The organism is Streptomyces sp. NPDC001153, from assembly GCF_053598315.1.
On record NZ_JBSFJZ010000039.1, the window covers coordinates 1 to 19,314 of the forward strand.

Sequence of the window (19,314 nt, forward strand, 5' to 3'; positions counted from 1 at the left end):
TCCTGCACACCTACAACCACCACCGCTGCCACACCGCACTCGGCGGCCAACCACCGATCAGCCGCGTCAACAACGCTTCAGGTCAATACAGCTAGCGGTTGTGGCCGGGGCGTGGTTGCCGGCGGTCCCGGGCAGCTTGTGCGTGTCACCGGTCCCGGCAGGCGCGCTTGCCGGGGGGTTCCGGCCGGTGCGCGCTCGCCATCCGTGGTGGCCGGGGTGTGGTTACCACCGGTCCCGGGCAGCTCGTGCTCGTCACTGGTCCCGGCAGGCGCGCCTGCCGCCGCTCCTTGCGGGCGCGCGCTCGCCCCCGGTCGTGGCCGGCGTGTGGTCGCCGCCGGTCCCGGGCTGCGTGTGGTCGTCGTCGGTCCCGGGCTGCGTGTGGTCGTCGTCGGTCCTCGGCAGCGCGCGGGCCAGGGGCAGGCCGAGGGCCGCTACGACTGCCAGGGCGAGCAGGGCGGTTGACGTCCCGGTGCCGATGAGCGCGGTCGCCGTGGCCACCCCAACGGCAGGGCCGACGTTCAGTGCCGTCTGCTGCAGTCCGCCCGCCACCCCGGCCACGGCCACCTCCGCCCGGCGTACGACCACCTGGGTGGCCGCCACCATCACCGTCCCGAAGCCGGCTCCGAGCAGGGCGAACGCACAGCCGAGGGCGGGCGTGGAACCGGCGCCGGACAGCACGAGGACACCGAGCGCCAGCAGCGCCGTCGCCCCCGTCGTCGTACCGCGTGCCCCGAAGCGGCGCAGCAGCACCGGGCACAGCGCGGCGGACGCCACCATCAGTACCGCGAGCGGCAGACTGCGCAGCGAGCTGTCCAACGGGTCGAGACCCAGGTGGCGTTGGAGCACGTAGGTGGCCACGAAGAGGGTGCCGGAAAGGGCCGCGGACACGACCACCAGCACGCCGAGCGCGGCCCCGGCCGCCCGCGGGCCGATGACCGCGGGCGGCAGCAGCGGGCTCGTCGTACGCCGCTCGTGCCGCACGAGGACGGCGGCTGCGACCGCGGCGACGGTGAGTCCCGTCCCGGAGGCGGGCCGCGCGGTCAGCGAGTGCACCAGGCAGGACAGAGCCACGGCGAGGAGTACGGCACCCGGTATGTCCAGCGGAGTCCGGGAGCCCGCGGCGGGGGGCTGCGGCCGCAGCAGCGCCGGCAGGCCGAAGGCGAGCGCGGGCAGCACGTTGACGAAGAACACCGCCCGCCAGCCCAGGCCGTCCACCAGCGCCCCGCCCACCAGCGGCCCCGCTGCCGCCGCCAGCCCGATCGCGGCGGTCCGCACGGCGAGGGGCCGCGCGAGCCGGTCCGGCGGGTACGCGGCCCGCAGCATGCCCAGCGTGGCCGGCTGCAGCAGCGCCCCGAACACCCCCTGCACCGCCCGCAGCCCGATCACCCACCCCACGCCGGGCGCGCCGCCGATCCCCGCCGACGCCGCCCCGAACCCCAGCATGCCGAGCGCGAACACCCGCTGCTGCCCGTACCGGTCACCGAGCCGCCCCGCGAACACCAGCAGACTGGCCACGGCGACGAGATACGCGGTGCTGGTCCACTGCACCTGCGCGAACGACGCCCCCAACTCGCTTTGCAGGCGGGGCTGGGCGACCGTGAGGACCGTACCGTCCAGCGCGACGACAACCGCACCCGCCACACTGCTCGCCAGCGTCCACCCCCGGCTCACCTGCCGCCCTCCGGGCCCAGGTGGGCCAGCAGCACCGTATCGAGCAAGGGGGCGAAGTCGTCCTCTTCGACGGCGAGTTGGAGACTGCGCCAGCGCCACAGCTGGGCGATCCCGTGCAGATTGGCCCACAGGGCGCCCGCGACCCGTCGGGCGTCGGCCCCGGGCCGGACCTCGCCGACGAGCCCGGTGAGCACGCGGAACAGGGGAAGACTCGTCTCCCGCAACCCCAGGTGCCCGCTTTCCAGGAGATCATGACGGAACATCAGCTCGTACATGCCGGGGTTGTCGAGCGCGAACTCCAGATACGTCCGCGCCAGCGCCGTCACCCGCGCGCGCGGACCGGCGGAGCCGGGTGTGAGCGTCGCCCGGACCCGCTCGGCCAGGTCGGCGAAGCCCCGGCGCGCGATGGCCGACAGCAGTTCCAGATGGGTGGGGAAGTAGCGGCGCGGGGCCCCGTGCGAGACGCCGGCGCGCCGGGCGATCTCCCGCAGGGTCAGCGCCTGCAGCCCCTCGACGGCCAGCAGCTCCACACCCGCGTCGATCAGACGCTCCCGCAACCCGAGGTCGGACTCAGTCATAGACAGTGTCTACCAGGTACCCGTAGACACTGTCTACCGCCAGGTCGAACGCCGGAATGCGGTCGGAGTGCGGGAATGCCGCCACCGCTCCGGCGAGTTGACCCTGTCATGAGCGAAGACCCCACCTCGGACCCCACGCAGGACGCGCTGCTCGCACTGCTCGCCGAGGGCGACGCCGGCGTCCTGGTCACCCTCAAACGCGACGGCCGCCCCCAGTTGTCCAACGTCAACCACGCCTACTATCCCGGCGAGCGCGTCATCCGGATCTCCGTCACCGACGACCGCGCCAAGGCCCGCAACCTGCGCCGCGACCCCCGCGCCTCCTACCACGTCACCAGCGCCGACCGCTGGGCGTACACCGTCGCCGAGGGCACGGCCGAACTCTCCCCGGTCGCGCAGGACCCGCACGACGACACCGTCGAGGAACTGATCCGCCTGTACCGGGACGTCCAGGGCGAGCATCCGGACTGGGACGACTACCGGGCGGCGATGGTCCGCGACCGCCGTCTGGTGGTGCGGCTGCACGTCGACCGGGCGTACGGTATCCCGAAGCGCTGACCCGCCCCGGTTCCCGGCTACGACGCGCCGGCGGTCCGCGTCTCGATCGCTCGCAGTACGGCGACCATGTCCTCGTCGCCGTACCCCTGGGCCACCGTCTCCTCGAACAGGGTGTGGCACACGTCGAGGAGCGGTGAGGCCAGGTGCGCCCTGCGGGCCGCCTCGGCGATGAGCCGGTTGTTCTTCAGGACGTCCAGCGCGGCCGCCTGCACCGCGAAGTCCCGGTCGAACAGCTTGGGCGCCTTCATCCGGGAGACGCCGCTGGCCATGGGGCCCGCGTCCAGGACGTCCAGGAAGAGCCGCCGGTCCAGGCCCTGGCGCTCGGCGAAGTGGAACGCCTCGGTCAGCCCGGTCACCAGGGTGATCAGGAAGAGGTTCACGGACAGCTTCATCAGCAGCGCACCGGGGGCGGGTCCGCACACGAACGTCTCCCGGCACAACGGCGCGAGCAGCGGCCGTACGGTGTCCACGGCCTCCTGCTCCCCGGCGAGCATCGCCACCAGCCGGCCCTCCTCCGCCGGGACCCGCGAACCGGAGACGGGTGCCTCGACATAGCGGCCGCCGGCGGCGCGGACGTCGGACTCCAGGGCGTGGGAGTACTCGGGGGAGGTGGTGCCCATGTGGACGACCGTGCGCCCGGCGACCCGGGCCGGCAGGGCGGGGGTGCCCCGGCCGAGGACGGCGTCGACCGCGGCCTCGTCGGCGAGCATCAGCAGCACGACGTCCGCCTTGGCGAACACCTCGTCGGCGTCCGCGGCGACCGTGGCGCCGGCCGCGCGCAGGGATGCGGTGCGTTCGGGGGTCCGGTTCCAGACCACCAGGGGAGTGCCGGCGGACACCAGGCGCTGTGCCATGGGCCGGCCCATCACTCCCAGACCGATGAAACCGACGTTCACGGCGACCGTCCCTCACTCGGCTTGCCGACTATGACCGCTGTCATAGTAGCCGTCGTTATGACGCCGGTCATAGGGTGGGAGTGGGCAAGGATCGGGAGGCCGGCAAATGGGTGAGTCGCGACATGGGCCGCGGGAGCGGATGGTCTTCAGCGCGGCTCAGCTCATACGGCGCGACGGGGTCGCCGCGACCGGCATGCGGGAGGTCGCCGCGCACGCGGGCGCACCGCGCGGCTCGCTCCAGCACTACTTCCCGGGCGGAAAGGAACAGCTGGTCAACGAGGCGGTCGGCTGGGCCGGCCGGTATGCGGGCAAGCGCGTCGCGCGGTTCCTCGAGGGGCTGGAGGAGCCGACGCCGAGCGGTCTGTTCGCGGCGATGGTCGCCCAGTGGACCGACGAGTACGCGGCGCGCGGCTTCGCGGCGGGCTGCCCGGTCGCCGCCGCCACCGTCGACTGCGTCTCGGCCGACGGCTCGACCCGCGAGGCCGTGGCCGCCGCGTTCACTACCTGGCGGACCCCCCTCGCCGAGGCCCTGACCGGCATGGGCGTCCCCGCGGCGCGTGCCGAGTCCCTGGCCACGCTGATGATCAGCACCCTGGAGGGCGCGATCCTGATGTCCCGCGCAGAACAGGACGCACGCCCGCTGACCACAGCCGTAACCGAACTCGGGCCCCTGCTCGACGGGGCGGTGACCCCGGCGGGGTGAGCGCGACGGGGGTTACTGGCCGGGTGAGCGCGACAGGGGCGAACGGTCCCGGTGGGTGCGGCCGGGGGGAGTGCGACGGTGGCCATCGGTGCCGGTGAGCGTGGGCGGGGTGGCGGGTCGTGGGCGGTCGGGACGACGGGGAGTGGCTGCGGTGGAAGCTCGTGCCGGGGAATGCGGCCGGTTGCACCCGGGTGCTGCGCCGACTGGGGCGAGTGTGGCCCTTTTGGCGGGGCGGCGCCGGCGGTCGGTGCGGTCGGCGTGACCGCGGCAGGTGCCGCCGGAGCGGCAGGGCAGCGGGTGCACCCGGTCTGGCCAGGCGGCGGGCGCGGCCGGTGTGGCAGGGCGGCGGTGGCGGTCCGGTGCGGGTCCTGTGGTCGGTGCGGCAGGACACCGCGTGCGGTCGGCTCGGTGGATGCGGCGGATGCGGCGGATGCGGCGGGCGTGCGGTGGCTCGCGGGTGGTCGGTGCTTGTGTGGTCTCGTCCGCCGCACTAGCCTCCGCGCGTGATCAACGGTGCACATGTGGTGCTCTACAGCCGGGACGCGGAGGCGGACCGGGCCTTTCTGCGGGACGTCCTCGGCTGGGCGCACGTCGACGCGGGCCACGGATGGCTGATCTTCCAGCCGCCGCCCACCGAGGTGGCCTGTCACCCCACCGACGGCGAACCCGCGCACGAACTGATGCTGATGTGCGACGACCTCGACGCCACGCGGCGCCAACTCGCCGAGCACGGCGTGGAGTTCACCCGCCCGGTGGAGGAAGCCCGCTGGGGCCGGGTGACCGCCCTGCGTCTGCCGGGCGGCGGCGAACTCGCCCTGTACGAGCCGCGCCATCCGCAGCCGTAGCGGCCCCCGGTCCCTAAGCCGCTCACCTCAGGCCGTGACCCGCTCGGCCCCCGCCGACTGCCGCCCCTCGCGCTCCCCGAGCAGTTCCGTGGGAACCCGGTGCGTCTCACGGGCGGTGAGCGCGGCCAGGGTCGGCGGGAGGCACAGCGCCGCCGTGAACAGGGCCACCGCCGACCAGTCATCGCCGCCCGGACCGGCGATCTCGGCGGCGAAGGTGACCGCGAACCCAGCCACCGCGAAGCCGATCTGCGTGCCGATGGCCACGCCCGACAGTCGCACCCGGGTCGCGAACATCTCGCCGTAGAAGGCGGGCCACACACCGTTCGCGGCGCTGTACACGAGCCCGAAGGCGACGACACCGAGGATCAGGGTCAGCGGGCGCGAGCCCGTGGAGATCGCCCACAGATAGCCGGCCATCGCGGCCGCGCTGCCCACCGCGCCGACCAGGAACACCGGCCGGCGCCCGATCCGGTCCGAGAGGGTGGCCCACAGCGGGATCACGGCCAGCGCGGCGAGGTTGGCCAGAGCCCCCACCCACAGCATGAACGTACGGGAGATCCCGACCCCGTCACTGGTGGCGTACGCCAGCGCCCACACCGTGAAGATCGTGCTGACCGAGGCGATGAGGGCGCCCGCGATCACCCGGAGCACATCCGCCCAGTGCTCACGCAGCAGCACCGCGAGCGGCAGCCGGACCACGCCCTCGGTCGCCGCCTGCCGGGCGAAGGCCGGGGTCTCGCGCAGCCGGCGCCGGATGACGTAACCGGTGACGGCGACCACCACGCTCAGCCAGAACGGCACCCGCCAGCCCCACGACAACAGTTGGTCCTCGGGAAGCCTGGACACGGGGACGAAGACGAGCGTGGCGACGAGCTGGCCGCCCTGGGTGCCGCTGAGCGTGAAGCTGGTGAAGAACCCGCGCCGGCCCGGCGGCGCGTGCTCCAGGCTCATGGAACTCGCGCTCGCCTGCTCGCCGGCCGCCGATATGCCCTGCAGCACGCGGCACAGCACGAGCAGCACCGGGGCGAGCGAGCCGGCCTGGGCACGCGTGGGCAGACAGCCGATCAGGAAGGTCGACAGACCCATCAGGATCAGCGTGAACACCATGATCTTCTTGCGGCCGAGCCGGTCGCCGACGTGCCCGAGGACCAGCGCGCCGAGCGGCCGGGCGGCGTAGGCGACGCCGAAGGTGGCGAGCGACAGCAGGGTCGCGGTCGCCGGGTCGGAGGAGTCGAAGAACACCTTCGGGAAGATCAGTGCGGCGGCGCTGCCGTAGACGAAGAAGTCGTAGTACTCCAGCGCGCTGCCGATCCAGGCGGCCGTCGCCGCCTTCCAGGGCTGGCCGGGAGGGGCGTCGGCGGCGGGCGCGGGGGAGGGGACGGACACGGCGGTGCTCCTTCGGGGGGACTCCACCCTGCGGAAGGGCGGAGTGAGCGACGAGGGGAGGGAGCGGGCGAGGGGCCGGAGCGCGGCTGCTAATTAACCCACTGGATAGTTAGTCGTGGTGGGTGGGATGTTGCGCCGGTGTTTCCCCACTGTCAAGAGTCCGAACGACGGTCCGTGCGAGGGCGTGGGCCGGCCGGGGTCAGCCGGCCGCGCGCTCCGCCGTCAGGTAGGCGATCACCATGTCGCCGAGCATGCTCCGGTAGTGCTCCCGCTGGGCGGGGTCCACCAGGTCCCGGCCGAACAGGGCGCCGAAGGTGTGCCGGTTGGCGACCCGGAAGAAGCAGAACGAGCTGATCATCGCGTGCAGGTCGACCGCGTCGACGTCGGCCGTGAACAGCCCCGACTCCTGCCCCGCGGTGAGGATCCGGCGGATCACCTCCAGCGCCGGGGAACCGATCTTCCCGAGCTTCTCGGAGGCCGCGATGTGCTCGGCGCCGTGGATGTTCTCGATGCTGACCAGGCGGATGAAGTCCGGGTGCCGCTCATGGTGGTCGAAGGTCAGCTCGGCCAGGCGCCGGATCGCGGCGACCGGGTCCAGGTGCTCGACGTCCAGCTCCTGCTCGGCCTCGCGGATCACCCCGTACGCCCGCTCCAGCACGGCCGTGAACAGCTGCTCCTTGCCGCCGAAGTAGTAGTAGATCATCCGCTTGGTGGTGCGGGTGCGGGCCGCTATCTCGTCGACCCGCGCGCCGTCGTAGCCGGCCCGCGCGAACTCCTGCGTGGCCACGTCGAGGATCTCGGCCCGGGTGCGGGCCGCGTCGCGCACCCGTCCCCCGGGTCGTACGGGTTCTTCGACGCTGGTCATCGCTGTCCTTCGGGCCGGTGGACGCCTGGGCGGCGGGCTCGCTGTGTGCGTGCCGGTGATTGTAGAAGCAGGGGCCCCGAAGTCGCCCGGCTCTTCCCCACGGCCCCCTCGGCTGATATAGCTAACGTACTGGTTCGTACATTAGTGCCGCCTCGGGAGGGCCGCATGGCCAAGGACGCGTATCTCGTCGGGCTGATCGGGGCCGGCATCGGCCCCTCGCTCAGCCCCGCCCTGCACCACCGGGAGGCGGACCGGCAGGGCCTGCGCTACCTCTACCGGCTCCTCGACATCGACGTCCTCGGCCGGGCGCCGGAGACGGTCGGCGACCTGGTCCGCGCCGCCCGCGACCTCGGCTACGACGGGCTGAACATCACCCACCCCTGCAAGCAGCTGGTCCTCGACCACCTCGACGCCCTCGACCCGCGGGCCGAGGCGCTCGGCGCGGTCAACACCGTGGTCTTCGCCGACGGCCGGGCCGTCGGCCACAACACCGACGTGACCGGTTTCGCCGCCTCCTTCGCGCGCGGCCTGCCGGACGCCCCGCTGGAGCGGGTCGTGCAGCTCGGCGCGGGCGGCGCGGGCGCGGCCGTCGCACACGCGGTGCTCACCCTGGGCGCCGGGCGGGTCACCGTCGTCGACGCGCTGCCCGAGCGGGCCGCCGCGCTCGCGGACTCGCTGGTGCGGCACTTCGGCCCCGGCCGGGCGGGAGCGGCCACGGCCGACCGGCTTCCGGCGCTGCTCGGTGAGGCCCGCGGCTGTGGGGGGCTCGTCCATGCCACGCCCACCGGTATGGCGGCGCATCCCGGACTGCCCCTGCCCGCCGAGCTGTTGCATCCCGGTCTGTGGGTCGCGGAGGTCGTCTACCGGCCGCTTCGGACCGAGCTGCTGCGGGTCGCTCACGCGCGTGGCTGCGCCGTCCTGGCCGGGGGCGGGATGGCCGTGTTCCAGGCCGCCGACGCGTTCCGGCTGATCACGGGGCGGTCGCCGGACGGTGGGCGGATGCTGGCCGACTTCGAGGAACTGGTGGGCGTCGAGCGCTCGGGGAGCGCCGTCGGATGACGAGGAGCACCGGCATGCACACGTCCATGGCCACCGTCTCCCTGAGCGGCACCCTCACCGAGAAGCTCGCCGCCGTCGCGCGGGCCGGGTTCGGCGGGGTGGAAATCTTCGAGAACGATCTCCTCGCCTGCCCGCTCGCCCCCGAGGAGATCCGCGCGCGCTGCGCCGACCTCGGGCTGAGCATCGATCTGTACCAGCCGATGCGGGACATCGAGGGCGTGCCCGACGAGGTCTTCGTGCACAATCTGCGGCGCGCCCGGCACAAGTTCGAGCTGATGAACCGGCTCGGCGCCGACACCGTCCTCGTGTGCTCCAGTGTGTCGCCCAACGCCGTGGACGACGACGCGCGAGCGGCCGGTCAACTCGCCCAACTGGCTGATCTCGCCGGGGAGTTCGGCATACGAGTGGCGTACGAGGCGCTCGCCTGGGGGCGGCACGTGAACACCTACGGGCACGCCTGGCGGATCGTCGAGGCCGCCGACCACCCGGCGCTCGGCGTCTGCCTGGACAGTTTCCACATCCTCTCCCGAGGCTCGGAACCGGAGGACCTCGAGGGAATCGCGGACATCCCCGGCGAGAAGATCTTCTTCCTGCAGCTCGCCGACGCCCCGCTGCTCGCGATGGACGTACTGCAGTGGAGCCGCCACTACCGCTGTTTCCCCGGACAGGGCGGCTTCGACGTCACCGGGCTGCTGCGGCGCGTCCTCGCCGCCGGGTACCGCGGGCCGCTGTCCCTGGAGGTCTTCAACGACGTCTTCCGGCAGGCCGACGCCGGCCCCACCGCCGTCGACGCCCACCGCTCCCTGCTCCTGCTGCGCGAGGCCGCCGGCGCCGCCGAACTGCCGCCGCCCGTCGTGCCCACCGGGGTGGCCTTCGCCGAACTCCTCACCCCGGACGCCGAACCCGTCACCGCGCTGCTGACCGCGCTCGGCTTCACCCGCGCCGCCCGGCACCGCGGCAAGCCCGTCGACCTGTGGCAGCGCGGCGAAGCCCGCCTCCTGGTCAACACCGCCGCCACCGCCCGCCGCGACGGCACCCGGCTCGCCGCGATCGGCCTGGAGTCCCCGGACCCCGCCGCTGCCGCCCGCCGCGCCGAAGCCCTGCTCGCCCCCGTCCTGCCCCGCCGGCGCGCCCCCGGGGACGCCCCGCTCGACGCCGTCGCGGCCCCCGACGGCACGGAACTGTTCTTCTGCGCCACCGGCGACCCCGAACTGCCCGACTGGCGGGCCGACTTCGCCGACCTGCCGGACACCCCGGCGCCCTCCGCGATGCGCATCGACCACCTCGCCCTCACCCAGCCCTGGCACCACTTCGACGAGGCCACGCTCTTCCACCGCAGCGTCCTCGGCCTCACCGCCCAGGAGAGCGTCGACGTCGCCGACCCCTACGGCCTGATGCGCAGCCGCGCCGTCACCAACGCCGACGGGAGCGTCCGTATCGCCCTCGGCGTCGGCGCGGCACCCACGGACGACACCGTGCACGCGGCCCACATCGCGCTGGCCACCGACGACGTGGTCGCCGCGGCCCGCGCCTTCCGCGCCGCGGGCGGCCGGCTGCTGCCCGTGCCGGCCAACTACCACGACGACCTCGCCGCCCGGTACGACCTCGCCGACGACGAGTTGGAGACCTACCGGGCTCTCGGCATCCTGTACGACCGGGACGCGGGCGGCGCCTTCCGGCACTGCTACACCGAGACGGTCGGCCGGGTCTTCTTCGAACTCGTCCAACGCGATGACGGCTACCGTGGTTACGGCGCCGCGAACGCCCCGGTCCGTCTGGCGGCCCAACACGCGGGACGATTCTTGCGCTGATCCGACCAGGCTCTTACCAGGTCCCCGGCAGGGGTGAGAGACCGGTGAGACCTCCACCGGGTTCAGCTCCGCTTCAGGTTCCGTACATCTCCGGGCGCGGATACTCCGCAAGATCCGGTATGCGCGCTGCGCCCGGATCACTCCGTTTCCGGGAGCCTGAAAGGCCGTCCATGCTGAGCACCCCCACCGAGTCGGCGGTCCGTGACGACGGGCCGACGTCCGTCGCTCCGCCCCGCCCGCGCGCCAGCCGGTACGAGCGTCCCGCGCTGCTCGCCATAGCCGCGCTCGCTGCCCTGTTGTCCCTGTGGGGCCTCAACCACAGCTCGTACCACGGTTTCTACGCCGCCGCGGTGCGCAGCATGACGGACAACCCGGTCGCGTTCTTCTACGGCTCCTTCGACCCGGGCAACACCCTCACCATCGACAAGCTGCCCGGATTCCTGTGGCCGCAGGCCCTGTCGGCGCTGGTTCTCGGTTTCCACCCGTGGGCGCTGGTCCTGCCGCAGGCGCTCGAAGGGGTGGCCTCGGTGGTCCTGCTCCACGTGCTGGTGCGCCGCTGGGCGGGCGTGCCGGCCGGGCTGCTGGCGGCCGCCTTCCTCGCCCTCACCCCGGTGATCGTCGGGCTCGGACGCTCCGTCACCGAGGACGCGCCGTTCGTCCTGCTGCTGATGCTGGCCGCCGAGGCCGCCTGGCGGGCGACCGAGCGGGGCCGGCTGGGCCCGCTGCTGCTCGCCGGCTTCTGGGTCGGCGTGGCCTTCCAGTGCAAGATGCTGGAGGCCTGGGCGGTGCTGCCCGCACTCACCGCCCTCTACCTCGTCGCCGCTCCGGTGAGCCTGCGCCGCCGGCTGCGCGACCTCGCTGCGGCCGCCGCCGTGATGTTCGCCGTGTCGGTGTCGTGGATGCTGGTGGCCGCCCTCACCCCGGGCTCCGACCGCCCGTGGCTCGACGGCACCACCGACAACTCGCCCTTCGGCCTGGTCGTCGGCTACAACTTCCTGACCCGCTTCCACGGGGTCGGCATCGACGCGGCCGGCGCCGGCAGTGTCGCGCCCAACGCGAGTCTGCGGGCCGCCGGGACGGGTCCCGGCATGGGCGACAGCGTCTGGAAGATGTTCAGCCCCGGGCTCGCCACCCAGACGGGCTGGCTCTACCCGCTGGCGGCACTCGGACTCGTCGGCGGCGCGCTGGCCCTGTGGCGGCGGCGTGCGCCCCGCACCGACCGCGTGCTCGCGGGCCAGGTGCTGTGGGGGGTCTGGCTGGCCACGTTCTTCCTCGTCTTCAGTTTCGGCAGCGTGACCGGGCACACCTACTACATGGGTGTGGTCGCGGTGCCCCTCGCCGCGTTCTCCGCCGCCGGTGTCGTACGGGCCTGGCGGGCGGGACTGCGGGGCGGCCGACGGGCCTGGGTGCTGCCGGCGGCGCTGGCCGGGAACGCCGCCTGGTGCGTGGCGCTGACCCTGTGGTACCCGCACTTCCTCCCGTGGTCGGCTCCGACCGCCACCGCCCTCGCCGTCGTCGCGCTGGTGCTGACCGCGCTGCGCCGCCGTCCGCGTGCCGTCAGCGCCGGTCTGGCCCTGGGCCTGGCCGCGGCCCTGCTCGTGCCCGCCACCTGGTCGGCGTCGGCGATGTCGTTGCGCTACAACCAGCCTGGTTCCCTGGCCCGCGTCGGCCCCACCAACCACCGGCAGGGCAACCCGCTGGCGAAGCTCACCCCCGCCCAGCGGCGGCTGCTGGCCTACCTCACCGCCCACCGGGCCGGCGCCGAGTACCTGGCCGCGGTCCCCGGCTGGTGGGCGGCCGCGCCCTATGTCATCTCGGCCGACGCGCGCATCCTGCCGATGGGCGGCTTCACCGGAAGGGTCCCGTACCCCACGGCCGCCCGCTTCCACCAGCTGATCGACTCCGGCCGGCTGCGTTACGTCGTCCTGCCCGGCAGCGACGCCCGGGCCGCCCGCCGGCACCGGCCGAGCACCCTCGTCGGCCGGCTGGAGCGGTGGACCGTGGGGCACTGCACCCAGGTTCCGGCCATCGCGTACGGCTCCCGGGACGCGACGCATCTCCTCTACGACTGCGGCCCGGCCCACCAGAGGTGAACCGGGCCGCGGACGACGGGGCGTGCGGACGAAGAGCCGTTACGGCCGTCTGTTCCACTCGGCGATCACGGGCCGCCCGTGCTCGGTCGACAGCCGGCTGACCGTGCCCGTGGCCAGCTGGAACAGCCGGCCCTCGGCGGGCGGCAGGCCCAGCCGGCGGGCGGTGAGCACGCGCAGGAAGTGGGCGTGGGCGACGAGGACCACGTCCCCCTCGGCCAGGGCCGGGGACAGCCGGGCCAGCACCCGGTCGGCGCGGGCGCCGACCTGCTCGGGCGACTCGCCCGGGTGCCCCGCCGGGCCGGGCGGCACACCGTCGGTCCACAGGTCCCAGTCGGGGCGCGTCCGGTGGATGTCGACGGTGGTGACACCCTCGTAGCCGCCGTAGTCCCACTCGTGCAGGTCGGGGTCGGGCACGGCCCCGACGAGGCCCGCCAGTTCGGCGGTGCGCAGCGCGCGGCCCAGCGGGCTGGAGAGCGCGAGAGCGTGGGTCCGGCCGGTGAGGAGCGGGGCGAGGGACTTGGCCTGTTGCTCGCCGTCCTCGGTCAGGGGCAGGTCGGTCCAGCTGGTGTGCTGTCCCGACCTGCTCCACTCCGTCTCACCGTGGCGGACCAGCAGAAGGTCCCCCACGGCGGGTCAGTCCTTCTTCTCGACCGCGTGGCCGCCGAACTGGTTGCGCAGCGCGGCGATCATCTTCATCTGCGGCGAGTCGTCCTGCCGGGAGGCGAACCGGGCGAACAGGGAGGCGGTGATCGCGGGCAGCGGTACGGCGTTGTCGATGGCCGCCTCCACCGTCCAGCGGCCCTCGCCGGAGTCCTCCGCGTAGCCGCGCAGCTTCTCCAGGTGCTCGTCCTCGTCCAGGGCGTTGACCGCGAGGTCCAGCAGCCAGGATCGGATGACGGTGCCCTCCTGCCAGGAGCGGAACACCTCGCGGACGTTCTCCACCGAGTGCACCTTCTCCAGCAGCTCCCAGCCCTCGGCGTAGGCCTGCATCATGGCGTACTCGATGCCGTTGTGGACCATCTTGGAGAAGTGCCCGGCGCCGACCCGGCCCGCGTGGACATAGCCGTACGGACCGTCCGGCTTGAGCGCCTCGAAGACCGGCTTCAGCGGCTCCACGTGCTGCGCGTCGCCGCCGACCATGAGGGCGTAGCCGTTCTCCAGGCCCCACACACCGCCGGAGACCCCGGCGTCGACGAAGCCGATGCCCTTGATGCCGAGGGCGGCGGCGTGCTTCTCGTCGTCCGTCCAGCGGGAGTTGCCGCCGTCGATCACCGTGTCGCCGGCCTCCAGCAGGTCGCCGAGCTCGTCGATGACGGTCTGCGTGGCGGTGCCGGCCGGGACCATCACCCACACATGGCGGGGCGCGTCCAGCTTCTCGACCAGTTCGGCGAGGGACTTGACGTCGGAGACCTCGGGGTTGCGGTCGTAGCCGATGACGGTGTGGCCGGCGCGGCGGATCCGCTCGCGCATGTTGCCGCCCATCTTGCCGAGACCGATGAGACCGAGCTGCATGATCAGTTCACTTCCTGAGCGTTCTTGAGAGTGCGGTAGGCGGCGACGAGGGCCGTGGTGGACGGGTCGAGACCGGGCACGTCGGCGCCCTCGGTGAGGGCGGGTTCGACCCGCTTGGCGAGGACCTTGCCCAGCTCGACGCCCCACTGGTCGAAGGAGTCGATGTGCCACACCGCGCCCTGCACGAACACCTTGTGCTCGTAGAGGGCGATCAGCTGGCCGAGCACGGACGGGGTCAGCGAGCCTGCGAGGATCGTGGTGGTGGGGTGGCCGCCGCGGAAGGTGCGGTGCGTGACCTGCTCCTCCGGCACGCCCTCCGCGCGGACCTCCTCGGCACTCTTGCCGAAGGCCAGCGCCTGGGTCTGGGCGAAGAAGTTGGCCATCAACAGGTCGTGCTGCGCCTTGAGTTCACCGCTCAGCTCGCCGACGGGCCGGGCGAAGCCGATGAAGTCCGCCGGGATCAGCTTGGTGCCCTGGTGGATCAGCTGGTAGTAGGCGTGCTGCCCGTTGGTGCCCGGCGTGCCCCACACGACCGGCCCGGTCTGCCACTCCACCGGCCGCCCGTCGCGCTGCACCGACTTGCCGTTGGACTCCATGTCCAGCTGCTGGAGGTAGGCGGTGAACTTCGACAGGTAGTGGCTGTACGGCAGCACCGCGTGCGACTGGGCATCGTGGAAGTTGCCGTACCAGATGCCCAGCAGGCCCAGCAGGAGCGGGGCGTTGGCCTCGGCGGGCGCGGTGCGGAAGTGGTCGTCGACCAGGCGGAAGCCGTCGAGCATCTCCCGGAACCGGTCGGGGCCGATCGCGATCATCAGGGACAGGCCGATCGCGGAGTCGTACGAGTACCGGCCGCCGACCCAGTCCCAGAACTCGAACATGTTGTCCGGGTCGATGCCGAACCCGGTCACCTTCTCGGTGTTCGTGGACAGCGCCACGAAGTGCCGGGCCACGGCCTTCTCGTCGCCCTCGAAGGCCTTCAGCAGCCAGGAGCGCGCCGAGGTCGCGTTGGTGATCGTCTCGATCGTCGTGAACGTCTTGGACGCGACGATGAACAGGGTCTCCGTCGGGTCCAGGTCGCGGGTGGCCTCGTGCAGGTCGGCGCCGTCGACGTTCGACACGAACCGGAACGTCAACTCCCGTGCGGTGTACGGCCGCAGCACCTCGTAGGCCATCGCCGGGCCGAGGTCGGAGCCGCCGATGCCGATGTTGACGACGTTCCTGATGCGCCGGCCGGTGTGGCCGGTCCACTCGCCCGAGCGGACCTTGCCGGCGAAGTCGGCCATCTTGTCGAGGACGGCGTGCACCTTCGGGACGACGTTCTCGCCGTCGACCTCGATCACCGCCTCCCGAGGGGCGCGCAGCGCGGTGTGCAGCACGGCCCGGTTCTCGGTGACGTTGATCTTCTCGCCGCGGAACATGGCGTCCCTGAGCGCGAACACGCCGGTGGCGGTGGCGAGTTCCTGCAGCAGGGCCAGGGTCTCGTCGGTGATCAGATGCTTGCTGTAGTCGATGTACAGGTCACCGACCCGTACCACGTACCGCTCGGCGCGGCCGGGGTCCGCCGCGAACAGCTCGCGCAGGTGCGGCTGCCCCTCGGCGCGGTGGTCGGCGAGGGCCGTCCACTCGGGCCGGTTGGTGAGCTTCGGGAACTCGGACTGGGCCATCTCAGGCGTTCTCCTTGGCGGCCTCGCCCTTGAGGGCGATGGCGTACATCTCGTCGGCGTCGAGGCGGCGCAGCTCCTCGGCGATGAGTTCGGAGGTGGGGCGGACCTTCAGGGCCAGGGTGCGCGGCGGCTGGCCGGGCAGGGACAGCGTGGCGAGGGGGCCCTCGGGGCGGTCGATGCGGATCTCACCGTTCTGGGTGCCCAGCCGTACGGCGGTGACGACCGGTCCGGCGGTGACCACGCGCTCCACGGACACCCGCAGCCGGGCCTCCAGCCAGCGGGCCAGCAGCTCGGCGCTGGGGTTGTTGGCCTCGGCCTCGACGGCCGCCGACGTGATCCGCACGCGCGCCTGGTCCAGGGCGGCGGCCAGCATCGACCGCCACAGGGTGAGCCGGGTCCAGGCGAGGTCGGTGTCGCCGGGGGCGTAGTTGCGGGCGCGGGTCTCCAGGACCTCCATCGGCCGCTCGAACGCGTACAGGTCGGTGATCCTGCGCTGCGCGAGCGCACCGAGCGGGTCCTCGGAGGGGGTGTCGGGGGCGTCCACCGGCCACCACACGACGACGGGCGCGTCCGGCAGCAGCAGGGGCAGCACGACCGAGTCGGCGTGGTCGGACACCTCGCCGTAGGTGCGCAGCACGACCGTCTCGCCGGTGCCGGCCTCGGAGCCCACCCGGACCTCGGCGTCCAGCCGCGAGTGGGTGCGGTCGCGCAGGGTGCGGACGTGCCGCTTGATGACGACCAGGGTCCGCATGGGGTGCTCGTGCGAGGCGTCCTCGGCGGCCTTGATCGAGTCGTAGGCGTTCTCCTCGTCCGTGACGATGACCATCGTCAGGACCATGCCCACGGCCGGGGTGCCGATGGCGCGGCGGCCCTGCACCAGCGCCTTGTTGATCTTGCTTGCCGTGGTGTCGGTCAGGTCGATCTTCATGGCCTGCGCCAGCTCCGTCCGTCTCGTGCGAGCATCTCGTCCGCTTCCCTCGGTCCCCAGCTGCCCGACGCGTACTGCGCCGGCCGGCCGTGCGCCGCCCAGTACTCCTCGATCGGGTCGAGGATCTTCCAGGACTCTTCCACTTCCTGGTGACGGGGGAACAAATTCGCGTCGCCGAGCAGCACGTCCAGGATGAGCCGCTCGTACGCCTCCGGGCTGGACTCGGTGAACGACTCGCCGTAGGCGAAGTCCATCGACACGTCCCGGATCTCCATCGAGGTACCGGGCACCTTCGAGCCGAACCGCACGGTCATGCCCTCGTCCGGCTGGACGCGGATCACGATCGCGTTCTGCCCGAGTTCCTCGGTGGCGGTGGAGTCGAAGGGGGAGTGCGGGGCCCGCTTGAACACCACCGCGATCTCGGTGACCCGGCGGCCGAGCCGCTTGCCGGTGCGCAGGTAGAAGGGGATGCCCGCCCAGCGGCGGTTGTCGATGCCCAGCTTGATCGCGGCGAAGGTGTCGGTCTTCGACGTCGGGTCGATGCCCTCCTCCTCGAGGTAGCCGACGACCTTCTCGCCGCCCTGCCAGCCGCCCGCGTACTGCGCCCGCACGGTGTGCCTGCCGAGGTCCTCCGGCAGCCGCACCGACTTGAGCACCTTCAGTTTCTCGGTGAGCAGCGCCTCCGCGTCGAACGCGATCGGCTCCTCCATGGCGGTCAGCGCCATCAGCTGCAGCAGGTGGTTCTGGATGACGTCACGGGCGGCGCCGATGCCGTCGTAGTAGCCGGCCCGGCCGCCGATGCCGATGTCCTCGGCCATCGTGATCTGCACGTGGTCGACGTAACTGCGGTTCCAGATCGGCTCGTACATCTGGTTGGCGAAGCGCAGCGCCAGGATGTTCTGGACGGTCTCCTTGCCGAGGTAGTGGTCGATGCGGAACACCTGGTCCGGCTCGAACACATCGTGCACGATCGCGTTGAGCTCGCGGGCGCTGGCCAGGTCGTGGCCGAACGGCTTCTCGATGACCGCGCGCCGCCAGGAACCCTTCGGCGGGCTCGCCAGGCCGTGCTTCTTCAGCTGCTGCACGACCTTCGGGAAGAACTTCGGCGGCACCGAGAGGTAGAACGCGAAGTTGCCGCCGGTGCCGCGGGAGGCGTCCAGCTCCTCCACGGCGTTCTTCAGCTGCTTGAACGCGGTGTCGTCGTCGAAGTCGCCGGGGATGAACCGCATGCCCTCGGCGAGCTGCTGCCACACCTCCTCGCGGAACGGGGTGCGGGCGTGCTCCTTCACGGCGTCGTGCACGAGCTCCGCGAAGTCCTGGTCCTCCCACTCCCGGCGGGCGAACCCGACGAGGGAGAAGCCCGGGGGCAGCAGGCCGCGGTTGGCGAGGTCGTACACGGCCGGCATCAGCTTCTTGCGGGACAGGTCACCGGTCACACCGAAGATGACCAGGCCGGAAGGACCGGCGATGCGGGGGAGACGGCGGTCGCGGGTGTCCCGCAGCGCGTTCTCCCAGTCGGCGGCCGGGGCCACCGGGACCTGCACCGCCTCGGGTGCGGGCGCCTGCGGTGCGGGCGCCTCGGCCGTGGGGGCGTTCTCGGTCATCGGGCGTCAACTCCCTTGCTCTTCAGGGACGTGGCCACGGCGTCCAGCAGTTCCTGCCAGGCCGCGTCGAACTTGGCGACGCCCTCGTCCTCCAGCTGCCGGACGACCTCGTCGTAGGAGATGCCCAGCCGCTCCACGGCGGCCAGGTCGGCGTGGGCCTGTGCGTAGCCGCCGGTCACCGTGTCGCCGGTGATCTCGCCGTGGTCGGCGACGGCGTTCAGGGTGGCCTCGGGCATCGTGTTGACGGTGCCCGGCGCGACCAGCTCGTCCACGTACAGGGTGTCCTTGTAGGCGGGGTCCTTCACACCGGTGGAGGCCCACAGCGGACGCTGCCTGTTGGCCCTGTCCCCGGCGAGCGCGACCCAGCGGTCGGAGGCGAAGACCTCCTCGTACGCCTCGTAGGCGAGGCGGGCGTTGGCGAGGGCCGCGCGGCCCTTGAGGGCCAGGGCCTCGTCGGCGCCGAGGGCGGTCAGCCGCTTGTCGATCTCGGAGTCCACGCGGGAGACGAAGAAGGACGCCACCGAGTGGATCGTGGCGAGGTCGATGCCGCGCTCGCGGGCCTTCTCCAGGCCGGCCAGGTAGGCGGCCATGACCTCGCGGTAGCGCTCCAGCGAGAAGATCAGGGTCACGTTGACGCTGATGCCCAGCCCGATGACCTCGGTGATCGCCGGCAGGCCCGCCCTCGTCGCCGGGATCTTGATCATCACGTTGGGGCGGTCGACCAGCCAGAAGAGCTGCTTGGCCTCGGCGACGGTCGCCCCGGTGTTGTGGGCGAGGCGCGGGTCCACCTCGATGGAGACCCGGCCGTCCCGGCCGCCGGAGGCGTCGTACACCTCGCGCAGGATGTCGGCGGCGTCGCGCACGTCGGCGGTCGTCATCATCCGCACCGCCTCGTCCACGGTCACACCGCGTACGGCGAGGTCGGTGAGCTGCTCCTCGTAGCCCTCGCCGGAGCCGATGGCGGCCTGGAAGATCGAGGGGTTCGTGGTGACACCGACGGCGCTCCCGCTCGCCACCAGCTCGGCGAGGCTGCCCGAGGTGATCCGCTTCCGCGACAGGTCGTCGAGCCAGATCGACACGCCCTCGTCGGCGAGGCGCTTGAGGGCTCCCGGGGTCGCGATTGCTTCGGTCACAGTGATCG

Annotated in this window: 17 protein-coding genes; 6 read left to right on the forward strand and 11 right to left on the reverse strand. The window is 72.5% G+C overall.

Annotated features, from left to right (window positions below):
• Nucleotides 1-252 precede the first annotated feature (252 nt).
• On the reverse strand, nucleotides 253-1,641 hold the full coding sequence (locus tag ACWDEN_RS35045; RefSeq protein WP_450861918.1) for an MFS transporter: 1,389 nt from the start codon (nucleotides 1,639-1,641) through the stop codon (nucleotides 253-255).
• Between the two features lie 26 nt (nucleotides 1,642-1,667).
• Nucleotides 1,668-2,249, reverse strand: a complete 582-nt coding sequence (locus ACWDEN_RS35050) for a TetR/AcrR family transcriptional regulator (protein WP_351603182.1) — start codon at nucleotides 2,247-2,249, stop codon at nucleotides 1,668-1,670.
• Nucleotides 2,250-2,357: 108 nt separating this feature from the next.
• Between ACWDEN_RS35050 and ACWDEN_RS35055 the strand changes: the two genes are divergently transcribed.
• Nucleotides 2,358-2,807: a PPOX class F420-dependent oxidoreductase gene (locus ACWDEN_RS35055; RefSeq protein WP_450861920.1), complete on the forward strand. Its 450-nt coding sequence runs from the start codon at nucleotides 2,358-2,360 to the stop codon at nucleotides 2,805-2,807.
• Nucleotides 2,808-2,824: 17 nt separating this feature from the next.
• On the opposite strand, the gene ACWDEN_RS35060 is transcribed toward ACWDEN_RS35055, so the two are convergent.
• Entirely contained in the window at nucleotides 2,825-3,703 is an 879-nt protein-coding gene (locus tag ACWDEN_RS35060; RefSeq protein WP_450861922.1) for an NAD(P)-dependent oxidoreductase, read from the reverse strand.
• Between the two features lie 106 nt (nucleotides 3,704-3,809).
• Between ACWDEN_RS35060 and ACWDEN_RS35065 the strand changes: the two genes are divergently transcribed.
• Complete coding sequence (locus ACWDEN_RS35065; RefSeq protein ID WP_450861924.1) at nucleotides 3,810-4,406, forward strand: TetR/AcrR family transcriptional regulator; 597 nt, start codon at nucleotides 3,810-3,812, stop codon at nucleotides 4,404-4,406.
• Nucleotides 4,407-4,909: 503 nt separating this feature from the next.
• Nucleotides 4,910-5,251: a VOC family protein gene (locus ACWDEN_RS35070; RefSeq protein ID WP_450861926.1), complete on the forward strand. Its 342-nt coding sequence runs from the start codon at nucleotides 4,910-4,912 to the stop codon at nucleotides 5,249-5,251.
• Between the two features lie 27 nt (nucleotides 5,252-5,278).
• On the opposite strand, the gene ACWDEN_RS35075 is transcribed toward ACWDEN_RS35070, so the two are convergent.
• Nucleotides 5,279-6,637: an MFS transporter gene (locus ACWDEN_RS35075; RefSeq protein ID WP_450861928.1), complete on the reverse strand. Its 1,359-nt coding sequence runs from the start codon at nucleotides 6,635-6,637 to the stop codon at nucleotides 5,279-5,281.
• Between the two features lie 199 nt (nucleotides 6,638-6,836).
• Nucleotides 6,837-7,502: a TetR/AcrR family transcriptional regulator gene (locus tag ACWDEN_RS35080; protein WP_351603194.1), complete on the reverse strand. Its 666-nt coding sequence runs from the start codon at nucleotides 7,500-7,502 to the stop codon at nucleotides 6,837-6,839.
• A gap of 165 nt (nucleotides 7,503-7,667) precedes the next feature.
• Between ACWDEN_RS35080 and ACWDEN_RS35085 the strand changes: the two genes are divergently transcribed.
• The 3 genes from ACWDEN_RS35085 (at nucleotide 7,668) to ACWDEN_RS35095 (ending at nucleotide 12,465) form a co-directional block, all read left to right on the forward strand.
• Nucleotides 7,668-8,561, forward strand: a complete 894-nt coding sequence (locus ACWDEN_RS35085; RefSeq protein ID WP_351603196.1) for a shikimate dehydrogenase — start codon at nucleotides 7,668-7,670, stop codon at nucleotides 8,559-8,561.
• 14 nt (nucleotides 8,562-8,575) lie between these two features.
• A complete protein-coding gene (locus ACWDEN_RS35090) occupies nucleotides 8,576-10,372 on the forward strand; it encodes a bifunctional sugar phosphate isomerase/epimerase/4-hydroxyphenylpyruvate dioxygenase family protein (protein WP_351603198.1) in 1,797 nt (598 codons plus the stop codon).
• Between the two features lie 170 nt (nucleotides 10,373-10,542).
• Nucleotides 10,543-12,465 carry an ArnT family glycosyltransferase gene (locus ACWDEN_RS35095; protein WP_351603200.1) on the forward strand — a complete coding sequence of 641 codons (1,923 nt, stop codon included), beginning with the start codon at nucleotides 10,543-10,545 and terminating at the stop codon, nucleotides 12,463-12,465.
• A gap of 39 nt (nucleotides 12,466-12,504) precedes the next feature.
• On the opposite strand, the gene ACWDEN_RS35100 is transcribed toward ACWDEN_RS35095, so the two are convergent.
• Genes ACWDEN_RS35100 through tal form a run of 6 tightly spaced genes read right to left on the reverse strand, consistent with a single transcriptional unit; the run spans nucleotide 12,505 to nucleotide 19,306 of the window.
• Nucleotides 12,505-13,092, reverse strand: a complete 588-nt coding sequence (locus ACWDEN_RS35100) for a histidine phosphatase family protein (RefSeq protein WP_450861932.1) — start codon at nucleotides 13,090-13,092, stop codon at nucleotides 12,505-12,507.
• Nucleotides 13,093-13,098: 6 nt separating this feature from the next.
• Nucleotides 13,099-13,977 (reverse strand): phosphogluconate dehydrogenase (NAD(+)-dependent, decarboxylating), encoded by an 879-nt coding sequence (gene gnd, locus ACWDEN_RS35105; protein WP_351603204.1) that lies wholly within the window; start codon nucleotides 13,975-13,977, stop codon nucleotides 13,099-13,101.
• 2 nt (nucleotides 13,978-13,979) lie between these two features.
• Nucleotides 13,980-15,641, reverse strand: a complete 1,662-nt coding sequence (gene pgi, locus ACWDEN_RS35110) for a glucose-6-phosphate isomerase (protein WP_351603206.1) — start codon at nucleotides 15,639-15,641, stop codon at nucleotides 13,980-13,982.
• A 1-nt stretch (nucleotide 15,642) separates the two neighbouring features.
• A complete protein-coding gene (opcA, locus tag ACWDEN_RS35115) occupies nucleotides 15,643-16,569 on the reverse strand; it encodes a glucose-6-phosphate dehydrogenase assembly protein OpcA (RefSeq protein ID WP_351603208.1) in 927 nt (308 codons plus the stop codon).
• Nucleotides 16,566-18,173 carry a glucose-6-phosphate dehydrogenase gene (zwf, locus tag ACWDEN_RS35120; RefSeq protein WP_450861935.1) on the reverse strand — a complete coding sequence of 536 codons (1,608 nt, stop codon included), beginning with the start codon at nucleotides 18,171-18,173 and terminating at the stop codon, nucleotides 16,566-16,568. Before zwf ends, opcA begins: the two co-directional genes overlap by 4 nt.
• Entirely contained in the window at nucleotides 18,170-19,306 is a 1,137-nt protein-coding gene (gene tal / locus ACWDEN_RS35125) for a transaldolase (protein WP_450861937.1), read from the reverse strand. Before tal ends, zwf begins: the two co-directional genes overlap by 4 nt.
• Nucleotides 19,307-19,314: the final 8 nt, after the last annotated feature.

What these genes read in the sequence shown, in the direction of transcription:
- ACWDEN_RS35065 (WP_450861924.1), top strand. Translation starts at nt 3,810, where the DNA reads ATGGGTGAGTCGCGACATGGGCCGCGGGAGCGGATGGTCTTCAGCGCG.
- zwf (WP_450861935.1), bottom strand. Translation starts at nt 18,173, where the DNA reads ATGACCGAGAACGCCCCCACGGCCGAGGCGCCCGCACCGCAGGCGCCC.
- ACWDEN_RS35090 (WP_351603198.1), top strand. Translation starts at nt 8,576, where the DNA reads ATGCACACGTCCATGGCCACCGTCTCCCTGAGCGGCACCCTCACCGAG.
- ACWDEN_RS35085 (WP_351603196.1), top strand. Translation starts at nt 7,668, where the DNA reads ATGGCCAAGGACGCGTATCTCGTCGGGCTGATCGGGGCCGGCATCGGC.
- ACWDEN_RS35050 (WP_351603182.1), bottom strand. Translation starts at nt 2,249, where the DNA reads ATGACTGAGTCCGACCTCGGGTTGCGGGAGCGTCTGATCGACGCGGGT.
- ACWDEN_RS35095 (WP_351603200.1), top strand. Translation starts at nt 10,543, where the DNA reads ATGCTGAGCACCCCCACCGAGTCGGCGGTCCGTGACGACGGGCCGACG.
- gnd (WP_351603204.1), bottom strand. Translation starts at nt 13,977, where the DNA reads ATGCAGCTCGGTCTCATCGGTCTCGGCAAGATGGGCGGCAACATGCGC.
- ACWDEN_RS35055 (WP_450861920.1), top strand. Translation starts at nt 2,358, where the DNA reads ATGAGCGAAGACCCCACCTCGGACCCCACGCAGGACGCGCTGCTCGCA.
- ACWDEN_RS35080 (WP_351603194.1), bottom strand. Translation starts at nt 7,502, where the DNA reads ATGACCAGCGTCGAAGAACCCGTACGACCCGGGGGACGGGTGCGCGAC.
- pgi (WP_351603206.1), bottom strand. Translation starts at nt 15,641, where the DNA reads ATGGCCCAGTCCGAGTTCCCGAAGCTCACCAACCGGCCCGAGTGGACG.
- opcA (WP_351603208.1), bottom strand. Translation starts at nt 16,569, where the DNA reads ATGAAGATCGACCTGACCGACACCACGGCAAGCAAGATCAACAAGGCG.